The sequence below is a fragment of the Actinoplanes sp. NPDC049681 genome (assembly GCF_044465265.1).
Classification (GTDB): Bacteria; Actinomycetota; Actinomycetes; order Mycobacteriales; family Micromonosporaceae; genus Actinoplanes.
Window position 1 is genome coordinate 80,097 of the sequence record NZ_JBITLP010000009.1, and the last position, 22,279, is coordinate 102,375.

Here is a 22,279-nt window from a genome sequence, read left to right on the forward strand (position 1 = left end):
TGACGGCATGTGCGGATGCTCCGTGCCGTGGTGAGATGGGACCATGGCAGCCCTCGACAGCCTCCATGGAGCGTCGCGGATCGGGCTGGGGCTGGCCGCCGTCGGCCGCCCCGGCTACATCAATCTGGGGCGCGCCGGGGATCTGCCGGCGGAACGTACGGTCGAAGCCCTCCGCGCCCGCGCTCACGACCTGCTCGACCAGGCGTACGCGGCCGGCATCCGGTACTTCGACGTCGCCCGCTCCTACGGCCGGGCCGAGGAGTTCCTGGCGCAGTGGCTGCACGGCCGGCCCGGCGTGGACGACGTCGTCGTCGGCAGCAAGTGGGGCTACACCTACACCGCCGGGTGGCGGGTCGACGCCGAGGTGCACGAGGTGAAGGATCACAGCGTCGCGACCTTCGACCGGCAGCTCGGCGAGACGCTCGCGCTGCTCGGTGACCGCCTTGGTCTGTACCAGGTGCACTCGGTCACCCCGGACAGCCCGGCGCTGCGCGACCCGGTCCTGCACTCCCGGCTCGCCGAGCTCGCCGCGCGGGGCGTCGTGATCGGACTGTCGACCAGCGGCCCCTCGCAGGCGGAGGCGATCCGCGCGGCTCTGGGCGTACGGGTAGGAGGGGAGCCTTTGTTCCGCTGTGTGCAGGCCACCTGGAATCTGCTGGAGCCCAGCGCCGGACCGGCGCTGGCCGAGGCGCATGCGGCGGGGTGCCGGGTCATCGTGAAGGAGGCGCTGGCCAACGGCCGCCTCGCCGGGCGCGGCGGCGTCACCACCGACGTCGTCGCGCTCGCGGCGGCGCTGCATCAGCCGTGGGCGACGATCGTGCTCTCGGGGGCCGCGACCGGCGAGCAGCTGGCCTCGAACCTGCGCGCGCAGGCCCTCACGGTCGACCCCGGCGACTGGCGCGGCTTGGCCGTTCCCAGCAGCCGTTACTGGGCGGAGCGGTCACGGCTGGCCTGGGCCTGAGGGGTGATCAGCTCCACGTTGCTGGCGGCGAGCGCGGCTCTCAGGCCGGGCGGCGGCGCGCTGTCGGTGATCAGGTAGTCGGCGCTGCTGAGCTCCGACACCTGGGCGAAGAGCCGGCGGCCGAACTTCGAGGAGTCGGCGAGGATCGCCACCCTGGCCGCCCGCGAGATCATGTCCTTCATCATCGCGGCTTCGGCGAGGTTGCTCGTCGTGTAGCCGGCGTCCTCGGCGACCGCGCCGACGCCGATCAGCGCCAGGTCGCAGCTGATGTCCAGGTCGGCGCCGCCGTTGACGCGGAAACTGACGGGCCCGACCGTGGCGAGGGTGAGCGAGCGGACGGCGCCGCCGAAGACGTAGATGTCGCGGATCGCCGTGGGGGCCAGCGCGCCCGGCACCAGCAGGTTGTTCGTCGCGACGGTGAGGTCGCGGTGCTGGCGTAGTTCGCGGGCGACCGCGAGGGTGGTCGTCCCGCCGTTGATCATGATCGTCGAACCGTCCTGGACCAGCGCGGCGGCCAGCGCCGCGATCTTCTCCTTCTCCTGCTCCTGCAGGGCGAGCCGCTGATCGACGGCGCGGTCGGTACGCGAGATCGTGGCGAGGCTGACGGCGCCGCCGTACGTGCGCACGAGAACGCCCTCGGCGCTCAGGTGATCGAGGTCGCGCCGCACGGTGTCGATGGAGACGCCGAACCGGTCGGCCAGCTCGCCCACCGTGACCTGTCCGGCCTCGGCGACGTACGCGGCCAGCTGAGCCTTGCGCCCCGCCGGCAGATGCCGCTGCCGCTCGTCCTTGTCGACGCTCACGTCTCCCCCTCCTCCGTAGGTGCGGCAGTATGCCACAACCATGCACCCTGCCGCAGAGAACAGAGGAGAACCGCAAGCACTCAAATGCAGTTAATGCTGATGAAGCTCCGAACTCGGATAGCTCTCTTTGCCCATATGCTGCGAGACTCTGCCGTACTCCGCTGTTTTTTGCTGTTCTTGGCTTGTCTGCTCACGTACTGCGTGGTTAACGTGACGCAACCCCGGCAGAGAACAGAAGGAGTCGTCATGACAGCTCGGCTGAAGCGACTGGTGGGGGCCGTGACGGCGGCCACGATGGTGACGTTCGTGGCCGCCTGCGGCTCGGACGACTCGGGCGGCACGAGCTCCGGCGGCCCCGTGACGCTGGAGTTCGCCCAGTGGTGGGGAGCGGAGCTTCCGACGGGGGACTTCGACAAGATCATCTCCGACTTCACGGCCCAGAACCCGACCATCAAGGTCAAGCTGCTGAGCGCGCCCTACGCCTCGACCAAGCAGCAGCTCGTCACCGGCGCGGCGTCGAAGACACTGCCCGACGTGGTGGGCCTCGACGGCGCCTGGGTCAGCGACTTCGCCAAGCAGGGCGCCATCGCCGACCTGTCCAAGCTGATGTCCGACGCGAAGTACGACACCAGCCAGCTCGCGAGCCAGGTCCAGGTCAAGGGCAAGACGTACATGATCCCCGTGGTCAACTTCGTCTACCCGCTCTTCGTCAACAAGGACCTGCTCGCCAAGGCGGGAGTCGCCGGCGTGCCTGCCACCCGTACCGAATTCCTGGACGCGGCCAAGAAGGTCAGCGCGAGCGGCGGCGACGTCAAGGGCTGGGCGCTGCCCCTCGACACCGCCGTGCCGAACGGCATCCAGAACGACGTCATGTCCTGGCTCTGGGCGTCCGGGGGCAGCATGCTCGCCGACGGCAAGCCCGCCCTGACCAGCCCACAGGTCAAGAGCACGGTCGAGTACGTGAAGAGCCTGAACGACGCCGGCGTCATCGCGCCCGGCTCGCTCACCATGAAGGAGCAGGACAAGGTCGAGAAGTTCACCAACGGCCAGGTCGGCATGATGATCGACTCGCTCGCGCACATCAATCTGATCAAGAAGAGCAAGCCGGACCTGAAGTTCGAGGTGGCGGCCATCCCGGCCGAGGACGGCTACACCGGCAAGCGCGGCATGCCGTACGCGTCGTGGGGCATCGGCGTCTCGAACTCCACCAAGCACAAGGCCGAGGCCTTCAAGCTCGTGCAGTACCTGATGAGCCAGGAGACGAACGCGAATCTCAGCACGATCGCCAACGGGTTCCCCGGGAACAAGAACGCCAAGCCGGACTTCAGCAAGAGCGACCCGCTGTTCAAGTCGGCCTTCGACATCTACCAGCAGGGCTACCCGGCCAACGAGTTCGTCGGCCTGCCCAAGTCCGAGGACCTGATGCGCAGCTTCGACGAGCAGCTGCAGCTCGTGCTGACCGGCAAGACGAGCGTCGACGATGCTCTCGCCAAGGCGCAGGAGTCCTGGTCCTCGGTGATCGAGTAGCCGGCGATGACCTCCCTGCTCGCCACCGAGGCGGCCGCGCCGGCCAAGCACGCCGCGCCGCCGCGGAAGACCCTGACCCGGCGCCTGGTCCCGTACGGCTACCTGTCCCCCACGATGCTGCTGATCGTGGTCCTGATGGTCATCCCGATCGTCATGGTGATCAGCTACTCGTTCCGCGACAACGTGATCGTGCAGGAGAACTCGGTCTTCGCCGGGCTCGCCAACTACACCAAGGTGCTGACCGACGCGGACTTCCTGGCCGCGCTGAAGAACACCGCCGTCTTCATCTCGGTCAGCACCGCGGCTCACCTGATCCTCGGCCTCGCCTTCGCGATGATGCTCAACACCCAGCTGCTGAGCGGCGTCACCAAGGCCGTCTTCCGGATCGTCTACATCCTCCCCTGGCTGTTCACGATCGCGGTGATCGCCGTCATCTGGCGGCTGCTGCTGGACCCGTCCGGCGTCGTCAACTACGTGCTGCACACCCTGGGCGTCATCCAGAACGGCGTGAACTGGCTCGGCGACCCGGGCACGGCGCTCTGGGCGGTGACCTTCGCCAACATCTGGTCCGGCTACCCGTTCTTCATGATCAGCCTGCTGGCCGGGCTGCAGGGCATCTCCGCCGACCTGTACGAGGCCGCCGCCGTGGACGGGGCGAACCCGGTCCAGCGGTTCCTGCACGTGACCCTGCCCCAGCTGCGGCCGGTGATCGTCAGCATGGCGGTGCTCGACCTGATCTGGACGTCCCAGCAGTTCGCGCTGATCTGGATGATGACCGGCGGCGGGCCGCTGAACTCCACCGAGATGCTCAGCACCTTCACCTACAAGCAGGCCTTCAGCGAGTACGAGTTCGCGACCGCGTCCGCCGCCGCCGTGATCGTCCTGCTCATCACGATGGTGCTGGCCTTCTTCTACGTACGCCAGCAAAGGGAAGGGTGAGACGAGCATGGCAGGGGTCACGACGCGGCACCGGCTCGCCAAAGCAGGCGTCATCACCGGGCTGAGCATCGGCGCGCTGTTCGCCGGCCTGCCGGTCCTATGGATGCTCTCCACCTCGTTCAAGAGCAACGGGGAGGTGTTCCAGAACCCGCCGAAGCTCATCACCGGCAGCTTCTCGTTCGGCGCGTACCGCGAGATCCTCGGCAACGGCGCACAGCTGCGGTTCTTCCTCAACAGCTATGTCGTCGCCCTCTCGGTGACCGTCCTGACGCTGCTGGTGGCGTTGCTGGCCGCGTACGCGTTCAGCCGCTTCACGTTCCCGCTGCAGCGCACCATCAACGCCGTGATCGTCAGCGTGCAGGCCGTGCCGCCGATCACGCTCGTCATCCCGTACTTCGGGCTCGTCGTCGCGCTCGGGCTGTACAACACCTATCCCGGCCTGATCCTCACGCACATGGTGTTCACCCTCCCGTACGCGATCATCATGACCACCGCCTACCTGAACACCCTGCCGAGGGAGCTGGACGAGTCCGTCAAGGTCGACGGCGGCACCAGCTGGACCGCACTGTGGCGGATCCTCGTGCCGATCTCGGTGCCCGGCCTGATCGCTGTCGGGGTCTACACGTTCATGATCTCGTGGAACGAGTACCTCTTCGCGCTCACGCTCACGCGCACCGACGACATGCGCACGGTGCCCATCGGCATCCAGCTGCTCATGGGCCAGCACTCGTACGAGTGGAACCAGATGATGGCGATGAGCATCCTCGGGTCCATTCCGGTCCTCGTCCTCTTCCTGCTCTTCCAGCGACGGTTCATCGGCGGCCTGACGGCCGGCGCCGTCAAAGCCTGACCCCCCGTTAAGGAGACAGACACACCATGCTGACGACCGGCAAGGCGATCCTGGACGTCGCCAACGAACACAGCTTCGCCGTGCCCGCCTTCAACATCAGCGACTGGGCCATGTTCAAGGGCATCGTGGAGATCAGCGAGGAGACGGACGCTCCCCTGATCGCCGCGATCCACCCGGACGAGGTCCGGCACGTCGGCCCCGAGATGATCACCGGCATGATCGGGCGGGCGCACACGTCGCGCGTCCCGATCGCGATCCACTGGGACCACGGCGCCGGCTACGAGCAGGTCCTGCAGGGAATACGGTACGGCTTCACCTCCGTGATGATCGACGCCTCGATGCGGCCGTTCGAGGAGAACGTCGCGATCTCCAAGCGGGTCAGCGATGCCGCGCACGTCGTCGGCGTCTCGGTGGAGGGCGAGCTGGGCACGATCGGCGCCAACGACAGCTACGCGGAGGCCGGCGCCGCCGAGATCATCTACACCGACCCCGACGACGCGGTCACCTTCGTGGAGCAGACCGGTGTGGACAGCCTCGCCATCGCGATCGGCACCTTCCACGGCTTCTACCCGGCGCACCTCAAGCCGGCGCTGAAGCTGGACCTGCTCAAGGAGATCAAGAGCCGCGTGCGGATCCCGCTGGTGCTGCACGGTGGCTCCAACAACCCGGACGACGAGATCGCCGAGGCCGCGCGGACCGGCATCAACAAGATCAACATCTCGACCGACATCAAGGTCGCGTACCACCACAAGATGCGCGAGGTGCTGGGCCAGGATCCGAAGCTCCGCGAGCCCAACGCCATCCAGCCCGCCTGCATCGCCGCCATGAAGGAGGTGGCGGCGCAGAAGATCGAGCTGTTCGGCGCCGCCGGCAAGGCAGCGCTCTACTGACATGGCGGACGCGTCCCGTGTGGTCCTCGGCCTCGGCGGTTGCGTCGACTACGAGCTGAAGCTCACCGCCGAGGTCCTGGAACACCTCGTCGCCGCATACGGCATCCGAGCCGTCGAACTGACCTCCCCGGCCACGGTGGCCGGCGAGCGGGACCTGGTGGTGTCGATCCTCGGGTACGTGGCCCGCGGCGGCGGTGGCGAGCACTTCGTCGCCGCCGCCCCGGCGCTGGAGACCTTCGCCGGCCGGTTCCCGCACCGGACGACCCTGGGCGGGACCTCGGTACGGGCCGGCATCATGATGAGCCGGCTGGGCGTGCCGTCGACCCTGCACCTGGTGAGCGTCAACGACACCGTACGCCGGCTGCTACCCCCGGACGGCGAGTACATCTGCAGCGGCGCCGAGGACACCTTCCACCCCCACCTGATCGTCCAGTACGACCGGGGCCTGCGGATCCGGACCGGCGACCTGGACATCACCGCGCCGCACCCGAACCGGCTGATCTACGTCAACGACCCGGCCAACGGCGCCATGGTCCTCACCGGCGACCTCGGCGATCGGCTGAGCAAGGCGGACGTGTTCCTGATCTCGGGTTTCAACGCCATGCGCTCCCCCGGGCAACTGGATCAAAGGATGGCCGAACTGCGCTCGCACCTGCGCCAACTGCCGCCCCGGGCGGTGACCTACTTCGAGGACGCGGCGTACCACGAGCCCGCCTTCAGCCGCCGGGTCCGCGACGCGCTCCTGGACCGGATCGACCTGTACGGGCTCAACGAGGACGAGATGCAGGCGTACCTCGGACACCCGGTCGACCTGCTCTCGGCCCTCGAGGTCGCGGACGCCCTCACGGCGTTGCAGGTCCTCATCCCGGCGCCGACGCTGGTGCTGCACACGAAGTACTGGGCGGCGGCGCTCGGCGAAGGCGCCGGGCGGTACGCCGACGCCCTCGACACCGGCACGGTGATGGCGGCGACCCGCTACTGCCACGGCGACGACTTCAGCGACGAGGACGTCCGCCGCATCCGCGCCCGGCCCCGGCGACCCGAATCCGTCACCTTCGCCGCAGCGCTGCACCGGCGCATGGGCGACACGATCCGCTGCATTCCCGGCTTCACGCTCGACGTGGACGACCCCACCACCGTCGGACTCGGCGACACCTTCGTCGGCGGCTTCCTCGCCGAGATCGCGAGGAAGGAACAGCTATGACCGTCCAGTCGCTTCCCGCCAACCAACCCGAGACGTTCTACCGCGGCGCCGGCCGGATCGCCGAGTTCCGCACGTCCCCGGCGCTGCCGGACCGCCCGGAGGACTGGGTGGGCTCCGTGACGAGCCGTTTCGGACTCGCGCCGTCCGGCCTGTCCACGCTGCCCGACGGCCGCGAGCTGGCCGAGGCGATCGCGGTGGACCCGCACTGGTGGCTCGGTCCCGAGCGCACGGACACCGGCGTCCTGGTGAAGCTGCTCGACGCCGGTCAGCGGCTGCCGTTGCACGTACACCCGGACCGCCGCTTCGCCACCGCGCACCTGGCTTCCCCGTACGGAAAGACCGAAGCCTGGGTGATCGTCTCCGCGGCTCCCGGCGCCTTCGTCCATCTCGGTTTCTCCCGTGATGTGGCGGCCGACGAGCTGGCCGACTGGGTCGCCGGGCAGCGGACCGAGCGGATGCTCGCGGCCACCAACCGGATCCCGGTCGCGGCCGGCGACGGCATCCTCTGCCCGGCCGGCCTGCCGCACGCGATCGGCGACGGCATCCTGCTGGTCGAGGTCCAGGAGCCGACCGACTTCTCGGTGCTGCTCGAGTACGAGGGCTTCGGCCTGGCGGACGGCCACCTGGGGCTCGGCTACGACCTGGCCCTGCAATGCGTCGACCGCAGCGCCTGGACGCCGGAGCGCCTCGACCGGCTCCGCGGGTCGCAGCGGCTGCTGCCCGACGCCGCGGAGGAGTTCTTCTCCGCCCGCCGGCTGCGGGGTGACGGCCGTCTGCCGCATGGCTTCAGCGTGCTGGTCGTGGTGGCCGGCGCCGGCCGGCTCACCGGTGAGAAGGACGACCTGTCCGTCCGGCGGGGAGACACGCTGCTGATTCCGTACGCCGCCGGCCCGCTCCACCTGCACGGCGACCTCGAGGCGATCCGCCTGGCGCCAAGCTAGGCCGCCCACAGCAGGGAGGCGGCGGCGATCGTGCCGCCGAGCGCGCCGCCGTAGCAGACCGTCGCGATGATCCGGTCGTAGCGCCGGAGCTGGAACGCGTGCTCGACGGTGAAGCGCAGCCGGTGGGCGGCGTGGACGAGCGCGAGCGCACAGATCCCGAGCAGCCCGAGCCGGGTCAGCGGGTGGTGCAGCAGAGCGAGCAGGTGCGCCTGGCCGGGTGCCGCCACCCAGTGCAGCGGGATGGCCACCCCGAACAACAGCAGCAGGACGGGCAGCACGAGCGCGGCCACCACGCCGCCCGCGCTGAACAGCAGCCAGACGAAGGGCTCCGGCGTGGTGCGGCCCGGCGCGGGGGTCACCTAACCCACCACCAGCCAGGCCAGGAACGCGGTGACCACGATCCAGCCCAGGTAGACGCCCGCGAGGACGAGGCGCGCCGGCACCGTACGGCCGCGCACCCGTACGACCATCGCGCGGGGCGTGAGGTTGGCGAACGTGACGGCGTGCAGGAGCACGAAGGCGAGCGCGACCACATTGAGCGCCACCACCGCCGGATTCGCCATCGCGTCCAGGAAATCCTCGTACGCACCGGCGCCGTGGGCCACCGCCCGCACGAGCAGCAGCAGCTCGGCGACGAACACGGCGACGAACACGCTGGACAGCTCGCGCAACATGAACGTCAGGTAGGAACGCCGCCGCGCCCACCACCACCGGGGCATGCGCGCCCGGTGGTACCGCGCCTCCCAAGGGGAGATCATCGGGACCGCCACGGCAGGACGAGCGACTTCACCGATTCCAGTGCCGCGGCGAGCTTCACCTGCTGGATCGCTCCGGCCGGATCGACGCCCTTGGGACAGGCCGCGGAACACTCCCCGACGAACGTGCAGTCCCAGACGCCGTGGGGCTGGGACAGGACGGTCAGCCGCTGCCGGTCGCCCTCGTCGCGCGAGTCGAGGTCGTAGCGGTGGGCGAGGGCGATCGCCGCCGGGCCCGCGAACGCGTCGTCCAGCCCGTACACCGGGCAGGCCGCGTAGCAGAGCATGCAGTTGATGCACATGCTGAACTGCTTGAAGTCCTGGAGCTGGGCGGGCGTCTGCAGATACTCCCCCTGCTCCACCGGGGATTCCTCGTCCCGGATCAGCCAGGGCTTGACCCGGCCGAGGTGGTGCAGGAACTCGGTGAGGTCGACGACCAGGTCCCGGATCACCGGGAAGTGGGCCAGCGGCTCGATGCGTACCGGCCCGGGCGCCAGCTCGGACAGGAACGTCCCGCAGGACAGCCTCGGCTCGCCGTCGATCATCATGCCGCAGCTGCCGCAGATGCCCATCCGGCAGGACCAGCGGAAGGACAGGGTGCCGTCCAGCTCGTCCTTGATGTGGTTGAGGCCGTCGAGGACGGCCCAGTCCGGCCGCAGCGGTACGTCGTAGTCGGCGAACGTGGGCCCCGCGTCCTGCTCCTCCGGCCGGTAGCGGGCGATCCGCAGCGTAATGTGCTCGGACACGTCACCTCCCGTAGACCCGCTCGCCCGGCGGCCAGCGCGTGACGGTGACCGGCAGGTACGAGATGCGCGGTGAGCCGCCGGTTTCGCGAAGCGCCAGCGAATGGGCGAGGAACTGCTTGTCGTCACGGCGCGGGAAGTCGGTCCGCTGGTGTGCGCCGCGTGACTCCTCCCGCCGCAAGGCACTGTGCACGATGCACTCGGCCAGCTCGAGCATCCCGCCGAGTTCCAGGCCGGCGACCCGCTCGGTGTTGAACCGGCGGCTGGTGTCGTCGATCGCCGCGGTCGCCGCCCGGTCCCTCAGCTCCCGGAGCTCGTCCGTGGCCTTGGTGAGGCTGTCGCCGTCGCGGTAGATGCCGGCGACGTCCTCCAGGATCTCCTGCATCCGCCGGCGCAGGGCGGAGATCCGGTCGGGACCGCCGCCCCGGCGCAGCAGGTCCTCGTCGAGCCGGCGCCGCTCGTCGTCGCCCTGCGCCGCCACGGCCGGGCCCGGCGGCCGGGCATCGGCCGCGTACCGGGCGGCGGCCCGGCCCGCGCGCGCGCCGAACACGAGGCACTCCGGCAGGGAGTTGGAGCCCAGCCGGTTGGCGCCGTTGATGCTGACGCAGGCCGTCTCGCCGGCGGCGTAGAGGCCCGGCAGGGCGGTGGCACCGTCGAGATCGGTGTGCACGCCGCCCATCATGTAGTGCACGACGGGACGCACCGGGACGAGGTCGTGGACCGGGTCGATCCGCTCGTAGCCGCGGCACAGCTCGCGCACCATCGGCAGCTTCGCCTCGATGACCTTCTCGCCCAGGTGGCGCAGGTCCAGGTGGACCACCGGCCCGTACGGTGAGGCGATCGTGCGCCCCTTCGCCGCCTCGTGGACGAACGCCTGGGAGAGCCGGTCGCGCGGGCCCAGCTCCATGCTGCGCAGCACCGGGCCCGGTTCCGGCCGGCCGAGGTCGTAGTCCTGCAGGTAGCGGTAACCGTCCTTGTTGAGCAGCCAGCCGCCCTCGGCGCGGGCGGCCTCGGTGATCAGGATGCCGGTGAACGGCAGCCCGGTGGGGTGGTACTGGACGAACTCCATGTCCTTGAGCGGTGCCCCGGCCCGGTACGCCAGCGCCATGCCGTCGCCGGTCTTGATGGCCGCGTTGGTGGTGAACGGGAAGACCCGCCCGCCGCCGCCGGTCGCGATCACCACCGACCGTCCGGTGATCGTCTCGATCTGCCCCGACATCAATTCCAGCGCGACGACGCCGCAGACCCAACCGTCGTCGACGATCAGCCGGCTGGCGTACCACTCGTCGTAGCGGGTGATGCCCGGGTACTTGAGGGAGGTCTGGAACAGCGTGTGCAGCAGGTGGAAGCCGGTCTTGTCGGCGGCGAACCAGGTGCGCTTCTTCCTCATGCCGCCGAACGCGCGCACCGCGACGTGCCCGTCCGGCTCGCGGCTCCACGGGCAGCCCCAGTGCTCCAGCCGCCGCAGCTCGAGCGGCGCCTCCGCCACGAACGCTTCCACGGCGTCCTGGTCGCACAGCCAGTCCCCGCCGGAGACCGTGTCGTAGGCGTGCTCGTCGAGGCTGTCATCGGTGGCGACCGCGCCGGCCGCGCCGCCCTCGGCGGACACCGTGTGGCTCCGCATCGGATAGACCTTGGACACGACCGCCACGCTGAGACGGGCGTCGGCCTCCGCGACCGCGATGGCGGCGCGCAGCCCGGCGGCGCCCGCGCCCACGATGACGACGTCATGGGACACGCTCATGGCTCTCCCCGGTCAGACCGGGTGCTCGGAGTGCTCATCGGAGATGAGCTTGTGCCGGCGTCCGTGCCGGATCTCCGTCGTGGTCACGGTGCCGTCGTGGTACTCGTGCCGGGTCCGGCGGCAGCCGCACGAGAAGGTGAGGTCGTAGACGACGAGGCCCTCGCCGTCGTTGTCGCGGTAGCAGTCGCCTCCGACGGTTCTGCCGCACGGGGCCTGCTGGGGTTCGAAGGAGGATCGGGAGCCGACCATGCCTCCCCCATAGCGTCGCGGGGATCGAGCAGCTCCAGCCTCCCACTCCGCGAACATGAGCGGAAGACGCCGCATCCCGCCCGGCTACCGGCTCCGTCCCTGGCAGGCGGTGGCCGGGGCGGGTACGAAGTATTCGCTCTTCTTCGGTCGCTCCTCCGGGGACCGGCGCGCGCCCTGACGCGGCACCTCCACCATCCGCGGGATGTACTTGGCGCAGTGGATGTACGCCTCCTGCACCCTGGCGACGATCCACAGCCGGGCACGCTGCCCCGGCGGTGTGTCCGCCTGGTCCCCGGGGTCCTGGATGATCTCCGCCGTACCGTTGACGTGCAGGCCGATGACCTCGCCGAAGTCGATGAAGAGGAGGCCGACCCGGGGATTCTCGGTGATGTTGCCGAGGCTCGCCATGACGCCGTTGCCGCGGTATTCCGGCCAGCTGAGGTGCTGCTCGTCGAGGATCCGGACGAAGCCGGGCGGCCCCGCCCGGAAGGAGTTGTCACAGGCACCGCTGCCGTCGGCGGTGGCCAGGAACATCATCGTCTGCCGTGCGATGAAGGACTGCATCCTGTCGTTGAGAAGGTGCAGAGTCTGCCGCGCCTCGAAGGCGTCCGCTTGCTCCCGGGTGCCGAGGGCGTCCTGCAGTTGTCGCTCGCCGCGGTTCATGGGGGACCTCCTGCTGGCGGTTACTTCCTGCTGCGTGCCGCCAGTGTCATTCAGTAGTCACTCAGTCGCAGCGCGTTGCAATTTGCAGGGAGGACGACGGTCGCCGGCCGTGATTAGCCGGCACCGCCGATGTCAGAGGATTACATTGCCGCAGGACATGGCCCTGCTGCTCCGGTAGACCGGCGCGGGGGCACGTCGACGAGCCCCGCCGGCTCGAGCTGCTCGGCGTGCGCTCTGCACGTGAAGTCGCCAAGCCCGCGTACCCGCCCAAACGCCTTCAATGATGAAAACTCGAGGTCGTGGTGCTGTCGTGCTGCGGTACGTGTTGCTTCTCCAGCCGGGGCAGCTGCCGCTGGAGATCGTCGACCAGCAGGTCGGCCAGGTCGTGGGTGAACCCGCGCCGGACGACGACGCGGAGTGCCGACAGATCCTCCCGATTCCTCGGGAACCGGTAGGCCGGCACCTGCCACCCGCGTTCCCGCAGTGCCGCGGACACGTCGAAGGCGGAGAAGCCGGTGACCTCGTCACGCACCTTCAGGGCGAGGACCGGCAGTTGGTCGCCCCGGGTGAGCAGCTGGAAGGGGCCGAGCTCGGCGATCCGGCCGGCGAGCCGGGTGGCAACTTCCCGGGCGTAGGAGTGGACGCGACGGTATCCGGCGTGGCCCAGCCGGAGGAAGTTGTAGTACTGGGCAACGACCTGCGCCCCGGGCCGCGAGAAGTTCAGCGCGAACGTCGGCATGTCATCGCCGAGATAGTTGACCCGGAAGATCAGTTCTTCCGGCAGGGCGTCGGCGTCACGCCACACCGCCCAGCCGACGCCGGGGTACACCAGGCCGTACTTGTGGCCGGAGGCGTTGATCGACGCGACCCTGGGCAGCCGGAAGTCCCAGACCAGGCCGGGATCGACGAACGGGGCCACGAGCGCACCGGAGGCCCCGTCCACGTGCACCGGAACGTCGATCCCGGTCCGCTCCTGGAGCTCGTCGAGCGCCCGGCAGATGTCCGCCACCGGTTCGTACGACCCGTCGTACGTGGAGCCGAGGATCGCCACCACGCCGATGGTGTTCTCGTCGCAGCGCCGTACGGCCTCCTCCGCGGACAGGGTCAGCCGGTCACCCTCCATCGGGACCAGCCGCGTCTCCACGTCCCAGTACGCGGCGAACTTCTCCCAGCACACCTGCACGTTGATGCCCATGACGAGGTTCGGCCGGTCCGCCGCCGCACCCGCGGCCCGGCGGCGCTGCCGCCAGCGGCGTTTGAGCGCGAGCCCGGCCAGCATGGCGGCCTCGCTGGAGCCGGTGGTGGAGCAGCCCGTCGCCTGCGCCGCCGCCGGCGCGTGCCACAGCCGAGCGAGCATGCTGACGCAGCGCATCTCCAGTTCGGCGGTCTGCGGGTACTCGTCCTTGTCGATCATGTTCTTGTCCGCGCACTCGGCCATCAGCCGATCCGCCTGCGGCTCCATCCAGGTCGTGACGAATGTCGCGACGTTGAGCCGGGCGTTGCCGTCGAGCATCAGCTCGTCGTGGATGATCTGGTACGCGGCGTCCGGCGGGAGCTCGTCCTGCGGCAGCTCGTACCGCGGGATGACGAGATCCTCGATGCCGAATCGGGGAGCCGGTATCAGCTCGTCGCGCCCCGACGGCGCCTTGCTCGGGTGCTTCAGCATGTCCGCCCTCCCTCGTCCGTCCAGCACAGACGATCCGCGGGCGGCCGGCATCACCCTCCGCGGGGGAACTCGGGGTGGGCCGGGCCGAGCAGCGGCCCGAGCGGGCCGAGGTCCATGTCGAGGTCGGCAAGCGTCAGCCCGAACTGCCGGCAGACGCCGATCATGTTCTCCTCCAGCGCCATCAGCGTGCTCCCCAGCCGCTCGATCTGCTCGTCCGAGAGGCCGCCCTCGTCGAGACGGCGCAGCGCCTGCCGCTCCATCAACTGACGGAGCAGCTCCACGACGGTCAGCACCAGGGTCGCGAGCCCCCGGCCGACGGACTCCGGCTCCAGCGCCAGGCGGGCACGGGCAGCACCGTCATCGGCAGAGTTCATCATCGGCTCCCTCCGCGTGCACCGAACTCAGAAGAGCTCGCAACGAGACCCGCACCAGGTCGATGTCGGCGATGGAGAGCACGATGTCCCCCGCGAGCACCACGCCACGTGCGAGCACCCGATCCAGGATGTCGACCAATGGCACCGGCCGGGACTCGGGAACCGTCCGGACGCTCATCGCCGGCCCGCTCCCGCGCCGTCGTCCAGCTGCACGGCGGCGCAGTACGGCGGCCACGGCCCAGTCACCTCGATGCGCAGCGCGGGGTTGGCTCGCTCGATCTCCGCCGCCTCCGCAACGAGACGGTCGCTGTCGTTCTCGGGAACGAGATAGGCCGCGTTGAGCACCATGCCGTCCCGGTCGTGCGGCGGGTACCGGCGACTCGCCGCGGCGTACCCGGCCAGCGCCCGGTGCACGGATTCGGCGTGCTCCGCCAGCTGCTGCCGGCGCAGCTCGGCCGCCTGCCGCTCGGCCCGGCGCCGCATCAGATAGGCCGTCCCGCTGCCTCCGCCCGCCGGCGGCGCCCCGGCCGGCCCGGCGGGCACGGCCCGCACGAAGACCTTGACACCCCATTCGGTACGCCCGGTGGCAAGCTCGATGCCGCGGATGAGCGGTACGGCGCACGCGCCCAGCATGGCCTCGACCGCCGCCTCGTCGCCGAGGACGGTGCCCAGCCGGAACGGCACCAGCGCGGTGTGCCTCCGCAGCTCCGTCAGCACCCGGTGGTGGGCGCGGGCGATCCGTTCGACGCGGTCGCCGGTCATGGTGAACTCGGCAAGCGGAACCCTGCCCACGACGGCGGCGACCATCGAGGCATCGACCACCGACAGCGGCTCGTCCGCCACCCCCGTGAGCCCGGGAGCCCGGCCCCGCGGTGGCACGGCCGCATAGACCCACATACCGCACGTGTCGTTCATGGGAGGTCCTTCCGGGCGAGGGTACGGCGGCCCGACGACAGCGAACGGTCGTGCTCCCACCAGTCGATGCCCATCTCCCGGGCCTTGTCGACGGAGACCACGAGCAGCCGCAGCTGGATCGTCAGCAACTCGATGTCGAGGAGCCTGATCTTGATGTCGCCCGCTATGACGACCCCCGTGTGGAGGACGCGTTCGAGGATGTCGCCGAGGTCGGCGGGCTGCGCCGGCGAGGACGGTCCCCGGCCGCTGAAAAGATCGCTCATGACTGCACCAGCTGCTCGAGAAGCTCGTCCTGGCGGGCCGCGCACTCCTCCTCGGTGATGAGGCCGGCGGCGAGGGCCTGCTCGAGCTCGGCAAGCCGGCGGCCGACCGTCGCCCTCGGATCGCACTCGGCCGCCGCCTGTTCGCCGATCACGCGGGCCAGCCACACCAGGAATCCGATCATGTCGGGCCGTCCAGGAGCGCGTCGGCGAAGTCGTACGGCGCGAGTGGGCCGAGCAGCCGTACCCGGGCCCGCCCGGCCTGCTCCACGGCCAGCCGCTCGACAGCGGCCTCGAAACCCGCCCGGCGCTGCCGCTCCACCAGGAACGCCGCCGACACGGCCTGGTCGGCGGCCGCTACCGGGCGCTCGACCGCTGCGACCCGGTGGGGCTCCAGCACCGCGTGCAGACAGCGCGCATCATGGGCCCGTCTACGTGCCAGCGCCGCCGCCACCAGCTCGCCGAGCCGTACGCGTACGTCCGGCCGCGCGGCGCCGGCCCGGACCAGGTCGCGGAGCTCGGCGATCTCCGGATCCGCCGCGAGGACCTCTCCCAGCACGGCTGCCGGGACATGGCGCACCGTCACGGTGAACTGCATCAGACCGGCGAGCCGCGCGAGGGCCTCCGAGAACGCCGCACCGCGCGGCTCCAGCACCTGCGCGACGATGGTCTCGAGTTCGTCGAACATCATGCCGAACCGCGCGGGAAGCACGGCCGTCGCGCCGGCCAGCCCGTCCAGGACCCGGGCGTGCGTGAGCAGGTCACGGCGGCTGCCGAGGGCCCGGCACTCGTCGATGGGGCTGACCACGGCGGCCACGGCGCCGTGGGTCGCCAGGGTCGGCGGCGGCGCCGCCGCGCCCAGCCCGCGCAGCTCTCCAGGAATATGCGCCTGCGAGGGAACGACCCCGTACAGATACCAGCGGGTCACGGCCGTACCCCACCCGCAGCCTGCTGCACGGCGATGGCCGCCGCGCCGAGACCCCCGGCGACGTCCTCGACGATGCCGGTCAGCCCCTGCGGTGCCGGACGGGCGGCGTCGAGCTGCGCCATCGCGTCGGCGTATCGCAGGTACGTGTCGATACTGGAGACGACGATCTTGGCTTCGACGGTCAGCACCTCGATGCCGACCAGCGACACGCGTGCGAAGGCATCCACCACGATGCCCTTGTCGAGGACCATCCCGACGACCTCCGCCAGACCGCCGGTGGCGGATCGTTCGAGCTGGCCGGCCTGCAGATTCATCTCACACCACCATCACCGTGACGACAGGAACGGGCGCCCAGCTCCATTGGCGGGCGTCGATGTCGTAACCGGGATGAAGGTCAGTAAACCTGGTCAAACGCGTTCCTTCCGTACGCATGACGCTTGTCTCATCTCTCCGCCCGTTCTCAGCTCGCTCCGGCCGCCGTCGATCGGCGCGGTCGACGACAGCCGGAGGAGTGGCAATGCGGAAGTGGTGGCGAGCTCGGGGCACGGGTGCACATCCCCTGGCCCGGTTCGGGAACTCGTTGTACGAGGCGTTCGACAACGCGCCCGCCGTCCTCGTGGTCGTGGACGAATCCGGTGACATCGTCTACCGCAATAAGGCCGCCGTCCGGGCCATCGACCAGCTCGCCCAGCGGCAGGGCCCCGAAGCCGTGCGGGGCCTGGCGACGATCCTGAAGCAGACCGTGCCGACCATCCGGACCGTGCCGTTCGTGCGGGACAGCCGGCCCGGCGAACCCGTCCAGGGCACCGCCACGTACGACCGGTTCGCGGGCGGCTTCCTCGTCACCTACGTCGACACGACCGAGCAGTCCCGGACCCAGGCGCTCGCCGGGGAACTGGCCCGGGAGCTCTCCGCGGCCAGCACGGCCCTCACCGGCGCCGGGCAGGAACTCGTCGGCAGCGCGCGCCTCAGCGCCGAGCGCGCCGACGGGGTGTCCCAGGGCTCCGCCGAGCTGACCCTGAGCATCCGCGAGATCTCCCGCGGCGTGCACAGCGCCTCCGCCAGCACCACGGCGGCCGTGCAGGCGGCGCGGGACGCGACTCGCCGGATGGAGCAGCTGCAGGAGTCCAGCCGCAGGATCGGCAGCGTCACGAAGCTCATCACCGAGATCGCCGGGCAGACCAAGCTACTGGCCCTGAACGCCACCATCGAATCGGCCCGCGCGGGCGAGATGGGCAAGGGTTTCGCGGTCGTCGCCGGCGAGGTGAAGGACCTGGCCGCGCGTACGGCGGAGGCCACCGGCCAGATCTCGGAAATCATCGACGGCATCCAGAAGGAGAGCACCGAGGCCGCCGAGGGCATCGCCGGGATCGTCGGGCTGATCGACGAGGTGGCCGAGCAGCAGGGCATGATCGCCGGAGCGGTGGAGGAGCAGAGCGCGACCAGCGCGGAGATGACCGGCGGCATGGCAGCGGTCGCCGACGCCGTGCAGTCCTCCGCCGAGGCCGCCGAAACCGTCCTCGCCGCCGCCGCGAGCCTGGAGGACCAGGCCTCCCGGCTCCTGACGCTCACCGTTCCCGCGTCCCGCTGACCATCGCCGGGAACCTCACGAGTTCCTGATATCTCGCCACCAGACTTCCCAGCACTTCGCGGTTCGGCGCTGCCCCCGTCAGCGACGCGCGAAGCGGGAGGTGGTGACGAGGATGACGGCAGGACGACGAGGCGGTGGCCGGCGGGCGTTCCTCACACTGGGCGGTCTGACGCTGCTCAGCGCCTGCGCGGCGGAGCCGCCCGAGCCCGGCCCGGTCCCGGGGACGGGATCCCCTTCGGCGGCGCCGGCACCGCCGCCACCCTCGTCACCGCCACCCGTCGCCATCCCGGTGCAGCGCAAACCGCGGTACGTCGTGCCGGCGTCGGCCGCTCACCAGGGCTCGAAGGTGGTGGCGCTGACCCTCGACGACGGGCCGGACCCGGCGTACACCCCGCAGGTGCTGGCGATCCTGCGCAAACACAAGGTCACCGCGACCTTCTTCATGATCGGGCAGAGCGCGGCGGCACATCCCGACGTGGTCCGTTCCGTGGCGGACGCCGGGCACACCGTGGGAACCCATAGTTGGTCGCACAAGAATCTGACCGAACTGCCCGCCGCCAAGGTGCGGACCGAGATAGGCCGCGCGGTGGACACGGTCACCGCGACCACCGGACGGCGGCCCACCCTGTTCCGCGCCCCGTACGGCAGCTGGTCCCCCACCGTGTTCAAGGAATGCGCGGCGATGGGGCAGACCTCCATCGCCTGGAACGTGGACCCGCGGGACTGGGACGACGCGAGCGCGCACCACATCAGTGCCGAGGTGCTCGACCAGGTCGGGAACCGGTCGATCGTGCTCAACCACGACGGCGGCGGGGACCGGTCGCCGACCGTGCAGGCGCTGCGGCACTACGTCCCCGTGCTCATCGATTCCGGCTACCGGTTCGTGGGGGTGTGAGGCATGGTCGAACGCCCCGGGCGCCAGCGCCGCCGGCGGCTCGCCGTCGCCGTCGTGGTCGCCCTGCTCATCACCGGATCCGTGGCGGCCGTGGCCGGAATGCATCTGCTGGGAGGCCGCTACGAAGGTGCGGTCAAACGCGCCGACCTGCTTCCCGCACCGGCCCGCTCCGGCGGCAGGACCGAGCCGCCGAGGGTTCGCGGGCCGATGAACCTGTTGCTCATCGGCTCGGACAGCCGCACGAGCGGCAAGCCCGGGGACGGGCGCAGCGACGTCGTCATCCTCGTCCACGTCCCCGCGTCGACGCGTCAGGCATACGTGATCTCCGTTCCCCGCGACACGTACCTGCCGATCGCCACGGCCGACGGCGAGCGGGGCAACCGCAACAAGGTCAATGCGGCGTACGCGTGGGGTGGCGCTCCCCGGCTCGTGCAGACGCTCGACCTCTTCGGCGGCATCACGGTCGACTGGCCGGTCATCGTGGACTTCGCCGGGGTCCGGAAGCTCACCGAGCTGGTCGGAGGCGTCGACGTCGTCGTGGACAAGACGGCCGTCGACCGGTATCGCTTCCTGCCGGAGAACAGCCCGTACCCCTCGGCGCCCTGCACCGACCCGCAGGGCCGGTCCCGCCGCTGCGTCGTCTTCACCGCCGGCAAGGTGCACCTCGACGGCAAGCTCGCGGAGTACTACGTGCGTCAGCGCCGGGGTCTGCCCAATGACGACTTCGACCGGGCCAAGCGGCACCAGCAGTATCTGCGGGCTCTCGCCGAGAAGGTCGCCGAGAAGAACCTGGTCACCGACCCCCTGGCCCTGGACCGGCTGGTCCGGGCCGCGGCGGGCATGCTGACCGTGGACCGGAGCATGCCCGTGCAACGGCTGGCGTTCACGCTGCGTGGCCTGCGCCCGAAGGATCTGACCTTCCTGACGCTGCCCATCGCGGAGAACCGTGACGTACCCGGGGTCGGATCGGTGATGGTTCCCGACGCCGACCGCTGCCGGGAGCTGTTCGCGGCTCTACGCGCTGACCGGCTGGACCGCTACGTGCGCAGGTACCCCCCGAACGACGTCAGTCACGGCCGCTGACGCGTCCGCCTCCACGACGGACCTGGCACACGGGACGACCTCAGCGGCTCAGGCGTCCGGACGCCACCAGCTGTCGAGGGGCGTGACCGGCAGGGCGCGCTTGTGCCGGGTCGCGCGATAGACCGACTCGATCCGCTCCGCCACACCGGGCGCGACGTCGGCGCCCTCGAGGTAGTCGTCGATCTGGTCGTAGCTCAGCCCCAGCGCCACCTCGTCGGGCAGCGCCGGCCGGTCGTCCTCGAGGTCGGCGGTCGGCACCTTCTGCCAGACGCTCGCGGGGGCACCCAGCTCCTGGAGCAGCGCGCCACCCTGGCGCTTGGTCAGGCCGGTGAGGGGCGTGATGTCGACACCGCCGTCGCCGTACTTGGTGAAGAAGCCGGTCACCGCCTCGGCGGCGTGATCCGTGCCGACGACGAGCAGATTGAGCTGGCCGGCGATCGCGTACTGGATCACCATGCGCTCGCGGGCCTTGATGTTGCCGCGCACGAAGTCCCGCAACCGCTGGTCGTCGCCCAGCAGCTCCCGCAGGCCCAGCGCCGCCTCGCCGGCGACGGCATCCGCGCCGGGGCGGACGTTCACCGTGACGGACCGGTCGGGCCGGATGAAATCGAGGGCGACCTGCGCGTCGTGCTCGTCGGCCTGCACCCCGTACGGCAGGCGTACCGCGACGAAGGTCGCCGCCCGCCCCTCGGCCCGCAGCTCCTCGACGGCGAGCTGGCACAACCGGCCCGCGAGCGTGCTGTCCTGGCCGCCGCTGATCCCCAGCACATACCCCTCGGCCGGCGTCGACCGCAGGTAGTCCTTGAGGAAGCCGACGCGCTGCCGGATCTCCGCCTCCGGCTCGATCGCCGACCGGACGCCGAGCTCCGCGATGATCCGCTTCTGTAGATCCTCCATGCCCGCACTGTACTGATCCGGCGGCGGAGACCGGCGGACCCGAGCCGGACGGAGCGGTGATCATGTCCGGCCGATCGGAGGACGTCCGGATCGCGCGAGCCGCGTAGCTTTGTCCGGGTTGTCGGACAGCCGGCCGCCGCGCGCCGCGACTCACGAGGGAAACCATGCGCCTGACCACGCTCCGTACCCGGCTGACCCGAGCCGTCCTGACCGTGGCGCTCGCCGCCGGTGGCGGGCTCGCGATCGGGGGGACGGCGTCGCCGGCCGCAGCCGACGGCACCGACTACGCTGCCGCGGCCGCCGACGAGGCGTACTGGATCTCGCTGGCCCAGGTGCCGGACGGCCACGGCCGGGCGAGCGGCGCCATCTCGGTCAACATCCCGGCCGGCGGCATCACCGGCGCCACCGACGCCCTGGTCCGGCCGTACCTGGCGAACCTCGCCATCCCCGGCCTGGTCAAGGGCGGGCCGCGCTACTACCCGGCGGCCCGGGCCTACCTCACCTGGTACCTGAACCATGTGCAGTGGCCGGATCAGTACGGTGTGCACGGCACCGTCTGCGACTACCGCATCGACGTCACCACCGGCACCGAACACCTCATCGACGGCAGCGGCCGGCACTCCGGCACCTGCTTCTACGACTCCTCCGACGGTTACGCCGGCACCTTTCTCGTGGCGATGCGCGCGTACGCCGAGGCCAACCCTGGCGACGCCGGCTGGGTCGCGCAACAGGCGTACCTGCTGGACACCATCGGCAACGTCATCAAGGCCACCCAGCAAACCGACAAGCTGACCGGGGCCAAGCCGGACTGGCCGGCCGAGTACCTGATGGACAACGTCGAGGCGCAACGCGGTCTCGCCGCGCTGAGCTGGCTGATGAGCAACGTGGTCGGCAACGCGTACGCCGGCGAGTACTGGGCGGCCGAGGCCGACCGGATGGCCGCCGCGATCCAGACGTACCTGTACTCCCCGGTGGCCGGCATGTACGGCAACGACGTCGGTGCCGTGACCACCTGCGCCGCGGGCGGCCGCTGCCCCACCTGGGACGGCTTCTACCCCACCGCGGAGGACGAGTCGAACGCCGTCGGCCAGGTCTGGCCGGTGCTGGCCGAGCTCGGGCCGGCCGAGCAGCGGCAGCAGCTGTGGGCGCGATTCACCGCCCACTGGCCGCAGTGGACCGGGGCGTGCGAGCCCACGGCGTCGGCCGCGCCCTGCGGCGGCACCCCGTGGGCGGTGCTCGCCCAGGCCGCGGTCGTCCAGGGCGACCTGGCCGGTGCCCGGGCGTACGTCGCCGGCGCGCGCGGGGTCTGGGGCGCGGCCGGTCGGCCGTGGCCGTGGACCGTCGCGGACTCCGGCTGGCTGGCCCTGGCCGAGGACGCCCTCGCCCACGCCTGAGCCCTGG

Annotated in this window: 26 protein-coding genes and 1 pseudogene; 11 read left to right on the plus strand and 16 right to left on the minus strand. The window is 70.6% G+C overall.

From position 1 onward, the window contains the following. Nucleotides 1-43: 43 nt before the first annotated feature. Nucleotides 44-961, plus strand: coding sequence for an aldo/keto reductase (locus tag ACIBO8_RS30350; protein WP_396118789.1), 918 nt, complete (start codon nt 44-46; stop codon nt 959-961). Here ACIBO8_RS30350 and ACIBO8_RS30355 read toward each other — a convergent pair. After that, nucleotides 925-1,764, minus strand: coding sequence for a DeoR/GlpR family DNA-binding transcription regulator (locus tag ACIBO8_RS30355; RefSeq protein WP_396118790.1), 840 nt, complete (start codon nt 1,762-1,764; stop codon nt 925-927). The two genes, ACIBO8_RS30350 and ACIBO8_RS30355, sit on opposite strands and share 37 nt — an antisense overlap. A gap of 246 nt (nt 1,765-2,010) precedes the next feature. Between ACIBO8_RS30355 and ACIBO8_RS30360 the strand changes: the two genes are divergently transcribed. Genes ACIBO8_RS30360 through ACIBO8_RS30385 form a run of 6 tightly spaced genes read left to right on the plus strand, consistent with a single transcriptional unit; the run spans nt 2,011 to nt 8,115 of the window. Then, on the plus strand, nt 2,011-3,291 hold the full coding sequence (locus ACIBO8_RS30360; protein WP_396118791.1) for an ABC transporter substrate-binding protein: 1,281 nt from the start codon (nt 2,011-2,013) through the stop codon (nt 3,289-3,291). A gap of 6 nt (nt 3,292-3,297) precedes the next feature. Continuing rightward, a complete protein-coding gene (locus ACIBO8_RS30365; protein ID WP_396118792.1) occupies nt 3,298-4,230 on the plus strand; it encodes a carbohydrate ABC transporter permease in 933 nt (310 codons plus the stop codon). 7 nt (nt 4,231-4,237) lie between these two features. Continuing rightward, the gene (locus ACIBO8_RS30370; protein ID WP_396118793.1) at nt 4,238-5,080 is read left to right on the plus strand and encodes a carbohydrate ABC transporter permease; all 843 of its coding nucleotides are present in this window, start codon (nt 4,238-4,240) and stop codon (nt 5,078-5,080) included. 26 nt (nt 5,081-5,106) lie between these two features. Beyond that, nucleotides 5,107-5,970 (plus strand): ketose-bisphosphate aldolase, encoded by an 864-nt coding sequence (locus ACIBO8_RS30375; RefSeq protein ID WP_396118794.1) that lies wholly within the window; start codon nt 5,107-5,109, stop codon nt 5,968-5,970. 1 nt (nt 5,971) lies between these two features. Next, the gene (locus ACIBO8_RS30380) at nt 5,972-7,174 is read left to right on the plus strand and encodes an ADP-dependent glucokinase/phosphofructokinase (RefSeq protein WP_396118795.1); all 1,203 of its coding nucleotides are present in this window, start codon (nt 5,972-5,974) and stop codon (nt 7,172-7,174) included. Beyond that, complete coding sequence (locus tag ACIBO8_RS30385) at nt 7,171-8,115, plus strand: class I mannose-6-phosphate isomerase (RefSeq protein WP_396118797.1); 945 nt, start codon at nt 7,171-7,173, stop codon at nt 8,113-8,115. The genes ACIBO8_RS30380 and ACIBO8_RS30385 overlap by 4 nt, the downstream gene beginning before the upstream one ends. Here ACIBO8_RS30385 and frdD read toward each other — a convergent pair. The 14 genes and pseudogenes from frdD to gvpJ all read right to left on the minus strand — a co-directional run. After that, nucleotides 8,112-8,474 (minus strand): fumarate reductase subunit FrdD, encoded by a 363-nt coding sequence (gene frdD, locus ACIBO8_RS30390; RefSeq protein ID WP_396118798.1) that lies wholly within the window; start codon nt 8,472-8,474, stop codon nt 8,112-8,114. The genes ACIBO8_RS30385 and frdD overlap by 4 nt on opposite strands. Beyond that, entirely contained in the window at nt 8,475-8,873 is a 399-nt protein-coding gene (locus ACIBO8_RS30395) for a hypothetical protein (protein WP_396118799.1), read from the minus strand. After that, entirely contained in the window at nt 8,870-9,616 is a 747-nt protein-coding gene (gene sdhB / locus ACIBO8_RS30400; protein ID WP_396118801.1) for a succinate dehydrogenase iron-sulfur subunit, read from the minus strand. The genes ACIBO8_RS30395 and sdhB overlap by 4 nt, the downstream gene beginning before the upstream one ends. A 1-nt stretch (nt 9,617) precedes the next feature. Continuing rightward, a complete protein-coding gene (frdA, locus tag ACIBO8_RS30405) occupies nt 9,618-11,357 on the minus strand; it encodes a fumarate reductase (quinol) flavoprotein subunit (protein ID WP_396118802.1) in 1,740 nt (579 codons plus the stop codon). Between the two features lie 12 nt (nt 11,358-11,369). Beyond that, nucleotides 11,370-11,606: a hypothetical protein gene (locus tag ACIBO8_RS30410; RefSeq protein WP_396118803.1), complete on the minus strand. Its 237-nt coding sequence runs from the start codon at nt 11,604-11,606 to the stop codon at nt 11,370-11,372. A gap of 84 nt (nt 11,607-11,690) precedes the next feature. Continuing rightward, on the minus strand, nt 11,691-12,269 hold the full coding sequence (locus ACIBO8_RS30415) for a pyridoxamine 5'-phosphate oxidase family protein (RefSeq protein ID WP_396118804.1): 579 nt from the start codon (nt 12,267-12,269) through the stop codon (nt 11,691-11,693). A gap of 277 nt (nt 12,270-12,546) precedes the next feature. Next, a complete protein-coding gene (locus ACIBO8_RS30420) occupies nt 12,547-13,935 on the minus strand; it encodes a glutamate decarboxylase (RefSeq protein ID WP_396118806.1) in 1,389 nt (462 codons plus the stop codon). A gap of 50 nt (nt 13,936-13,985) precedes the next feature. Then, a complete protein-coding gene (locus tag ACIBO8_RS30425; protein WP_396118807.1) occupies nt 13,986-14,309 on the minus strand; it encodes a gas vesicle protein K in 324 nt (107 codons plus the stop codon). Beyond that, entirely contained in the window at nt 14,293-14,487 is a 195-nt protein-coding gene (locus tag ACIBO8_RS30430; RefSeq protein ID WP_396118808.1) for a gas vesicle protein, read from the minus strand. Before ACIBO8_RS30430 ends, ACIBO8_RS30425 begins: the two co-directional genes overlap by 17 nt. Next, nucleotides 14,484-15,224: a GvpL/GvpF family gas vesicle protein gene (locus ACIBO8_RS30435; RefSeq protein ID WP_396118810.1), complete on the minus strand. Its 741-nt coding sequence runs from the start codon at nt 15,222-15,224 to the stop codon at nt 14,484-14,486. Before ACIBO8_RS30435 ends, ACIBO8_RS30430 begins: the two co-directional genes overlap by 4 nt. Then, nucleotides 15,221-15,487, minus strand: coding sequence for a gas vesicle protein (locus tag ACIBO8_RS30440; RefSeq protein ID WP_396118811.1), 267 nt, complete (start codon nt 15,485-15,487; stop codon nt 15,221-15,223). The genes ACIBO8_RS30435 and ACIBO8_RS30440 overlap by 4 nt, the downstream gene beginning before the upstream one ends. Next, on the minus strand, nt 15,484-15,669 hold the full coding sequence (locus tag ACIBO8_RS30445) for a gas vesicle protein GvpG (protein ID WP_396118812.1): 186 nt from the start codon (nt 15,667-15,669) through the stop codon (nt 15,484-15,486). Before ACIBO8_RS30445 ends, ACIBO8_RS30440 begins: the two co-directional genes overlap by 4 nt. After that, entirely contained in the window at nt 15,666-16,412 is a 747-nt protein-coding gene (locus ACIBO8_RS30450; protein ID WP_396118813.1) for a GvpL/GvpF family gas vesicle protein, read from the minus strand. Before ACIBO8_RS30450 ends, ACIBO8_RS30445 begins: the two co-directional genes overlap by 4 nt. Before the next feature lie 92 nt (nt 16,413-16,504). Then, nucleotides 16,505-16,726 (minus strand): annotated as a pseudogene (gene gvpJ, locus ACIBO8_RS30455) (gas vesicle protein GvpJ); the annotation flags it as partial. A gap of 203 nt (nt 16,727-16,929) precedes the next feature. Between gvpJ and ACIBO8_RS30460 the strand changes: the two are divergent. The 3 genes from ACIBO8_RS30460 to ACIBO8_RS30470 all read left to right on the plus strand — a co-directional run bounded on the left by ACIBO8_RS30460 (nt 16,930) and on the right by ACIBO8_RS30470 (nt 19,981). Further along, the gene (locus tag ACIBO8_RS30460; RefSeq protein ID WP_396118814.1) at nt 16,930-18,003 is read left to right on the plus strand and encodes a methyl-accepting chemotaxis protein; all 1,074 of its coding nucleotides are present in this window, start codon (nt 16,930-16,932) and stop codon (nt 18,001-18,003) included. A gap of 112 nt (nt 18,004-18,115) precedes the next feature. Further along, a complete protein-coding gene (locus ACIBO8_RS30465) occupies nt 18,116-18,898 on the plus strand; it encodes a polysaccharide deacetylase family protein (protein ID WP_396118815.1) in 783 nt (260 codons plus the stop codon). A gap of 3 nt (nt 18,899-18,901) precedes the next feature. Continuing rightward, nucleotides 18,902-19,981, plus strand: a complete 1,080-nt coding sequence (locus ACIBO8_RS30470; protein ID WP_396118816.1) for an LCP family protein — start codon at nt 18,902-18,904, stop codon at nt 19,979-19,981. A gap of 48 nt (nt 19,982-20,029) precedes the next feature. Here the strand turns inward: ACIBO8_RS30470 and nadE are convergent, their stop codons facing one another. Further along, nucleotides 20,030-20,878 carry an ammonia-dependent NAD(+) synthetase gene (gene nadE, locus ACIBO8_RS30475; RefSeq protein WP_396118817.1) on the minus strand — a complete coding sequence of 283 codons (849 nt, stop codon included), beginning with the start codon at nt 20,876-20,878 and terminating at the stop codon, nt 20,030-20,032. Nucleotides 20,879-21,042: 164 nt separating this feature from the next. Here nadE and ACIBO8_RS30480 point away from each other — a divergent pair, with 164 nt between their 5' ends. Then, nucleotides 21,043-22,272 (plus strand): hypothetical protein, encoded by a 1,230-nt coding sequence (locus tag ACIBO8_RS30480; RefSeq protein WP_396118818.1) that lies wholly within the window; start codon nt 21,043-21,045, stop codon nt 22,270-22,272. The last annotated feature ends 7 nt before the right edge of the window (nt 22,273-22,279 follow it).

Excerpts from the sequence above, each read along its gene's own strand:
- ACIBO8_RS30460 (WP_396118814.1), top strand. The coding sequence starts at position 16,930 with ATGCGGAAGTGGTGGCGAGCTCGGGGCACGGGTGCACATCCCCTGGCC.
- ACIBO8_RS30480 (WP_396118818.1), top strand. The coding sequence starts at position 21,043 with ATGCGCCTGACCACGCTCCGTACCCGGCTGACCCGAGCCGTCCTGACC.
- ACIBO8_RS30385 (WP_396118797.1), top strand. The coding sequence starts at position 7,171 with ATGACCGTCCAGTCGCTTCCCGCCAACCAACCCGAGACGTTCTACCGC.
- ACIBO8_RS30470 (WP_396118816.1), top strand. The coding sequence starts at position 18,902 with ATGGTCGAACGCCCCGGGCGCCAGCGCCGCCGGCGGCTCGCCGTCGCC.
- ACIBO8_RS30415 (WP_396118804.1), bottom strand. The coding sequence starts at position 12,269 with ATGAACCGCGGCGAGCGACAACTGCAGGACGCCCTCGGCACCCGGGAG.
- ACIBO8_RS30410 (WP_396118803.1), bottom strand. The coding sequence starts at position 11,606 with ATGGTCGGCTCCCGATCCTCCTTCGAACCCCAGCAGGCCCCGTGCGGC.
- ACIBO8_RS30350 (WP_396118789.1), top strand. The coding sequence starts at position 44 with ATGGCAGCCCTCGACAGCCTCCATGGAGCGTCGCGGATCGGGCTGGGG.
- ACIBO8_RS30465 (WP_396118815.1), top strand. The coding sequence starts at position 18,116 with ATGACGGCAGGACGACGAGGCGGTGGCCGGCGGGCGTTCCTCACACTG.
- ACIBO8_RS30435 (WP_396118810.1), bottom strand. The coding sequence starts at position 15,224 with ATGAACGACACGTGCGGTATGTGGGTCTATGCGGCCGTGCCACCGCGG.
- nadE (WP_396118817.1), bottom strand. The coding sequence starts at position 20,878 with ATGGAGGATCTACAGAAGCGGATCATCGCGGAGCTCGGCGTCCGGTCG.
- ACIBO8_RS30370 (WP_396118793.1), top strand. The coding sequence starts at position 4,238 with ATGGCAGGGGTCACGACGCGGCACCGGCTCGCCAAAGCAGGCGTCATC.
- ACIBO8_RS30445 (WP_396118812.1), bottom strand. The coding sequence starts at position 15,669 with ATGATCGGATTCCTGGTGTGGCTGGCCCGCGTGATCGGCGAACAGGCG.
- frdA (WP_396118802.1), bottom strand. The coding sequence starts at position 11,357 with ATGAGCGTGTCCCATGACGTCGTCATCGTGGGCGCGGGCGCCGCCGGG.
- ACIBO8_RS30360 (WP_396118791.1), top strand. The coding sequence starts at position 2,011 with ATGACAGCTCGGCTGAAGCGACTGGTGGGGGCCGTGACGGCGGCCACG.
- ACIBO8_RS30395 (WP_396118799.1), bottom strand. The coding sequence starts at position 8,873 with ATGATCTCCCCTTGGGAGGCGCGGTACCACCGGGCGCGCATGCCCCGG.
- ACIBO8_RS30375 (WP_396118794.1), top strand. The coding sequence starts at position 5,107 with ATGCTGACGACCGGCAAGGCGATCCTGGACGTCGCCAACGAACACAGC.
- ACIBO8_RS30380 (WP_396118795.1), top strand. The coding sequence starts at position 5,972 with ATGGCGGACGCGTCCCGTGTGGTCCTCGGCCTCGGCGGTTGCGTCGAC.
- ACIBO8_RS30425 (WP_396118807.1), bottom strand. The coding sequence starts at position 14,309 with ATGAACTCTGCCGATGACGGTGCTGCCCGTGCCCGCCTGGCGCTGGAG.
- ACIBO8_RS30430 (WP_396118808.1), bottom strand. The coding sequence starts at position 14,487 with ATGAGCGTCCGGACGGTTCCCGAGTCCCGGCCGGTGCCATTGGTCGAC.
- ACIBO8_RS30365 (WP_396118792.1), top strand. The coding sequence starts at position 3,298 with ATGACCTCCCTGCTCGCCACCGAGGCGGCCGCGCCGGCCAAGCACGCC.
- ACIBO8_RS30420 (WP_396118806.1), bottom strand. The coding sequence starts at position 13,935 with ATGCTGAAGCACCCGAGCAAGGCGCCGTCGGGGCGCGACGAGCTGATA.
- ACIBO8_RS30440 (WP_396118811.1), bottom strand. The coding sequence starts at position 15,487 with ATGAGCGATCTTTTCAGCGGCCGGGGACCGTCCTCGCCGGCGCAGCCC.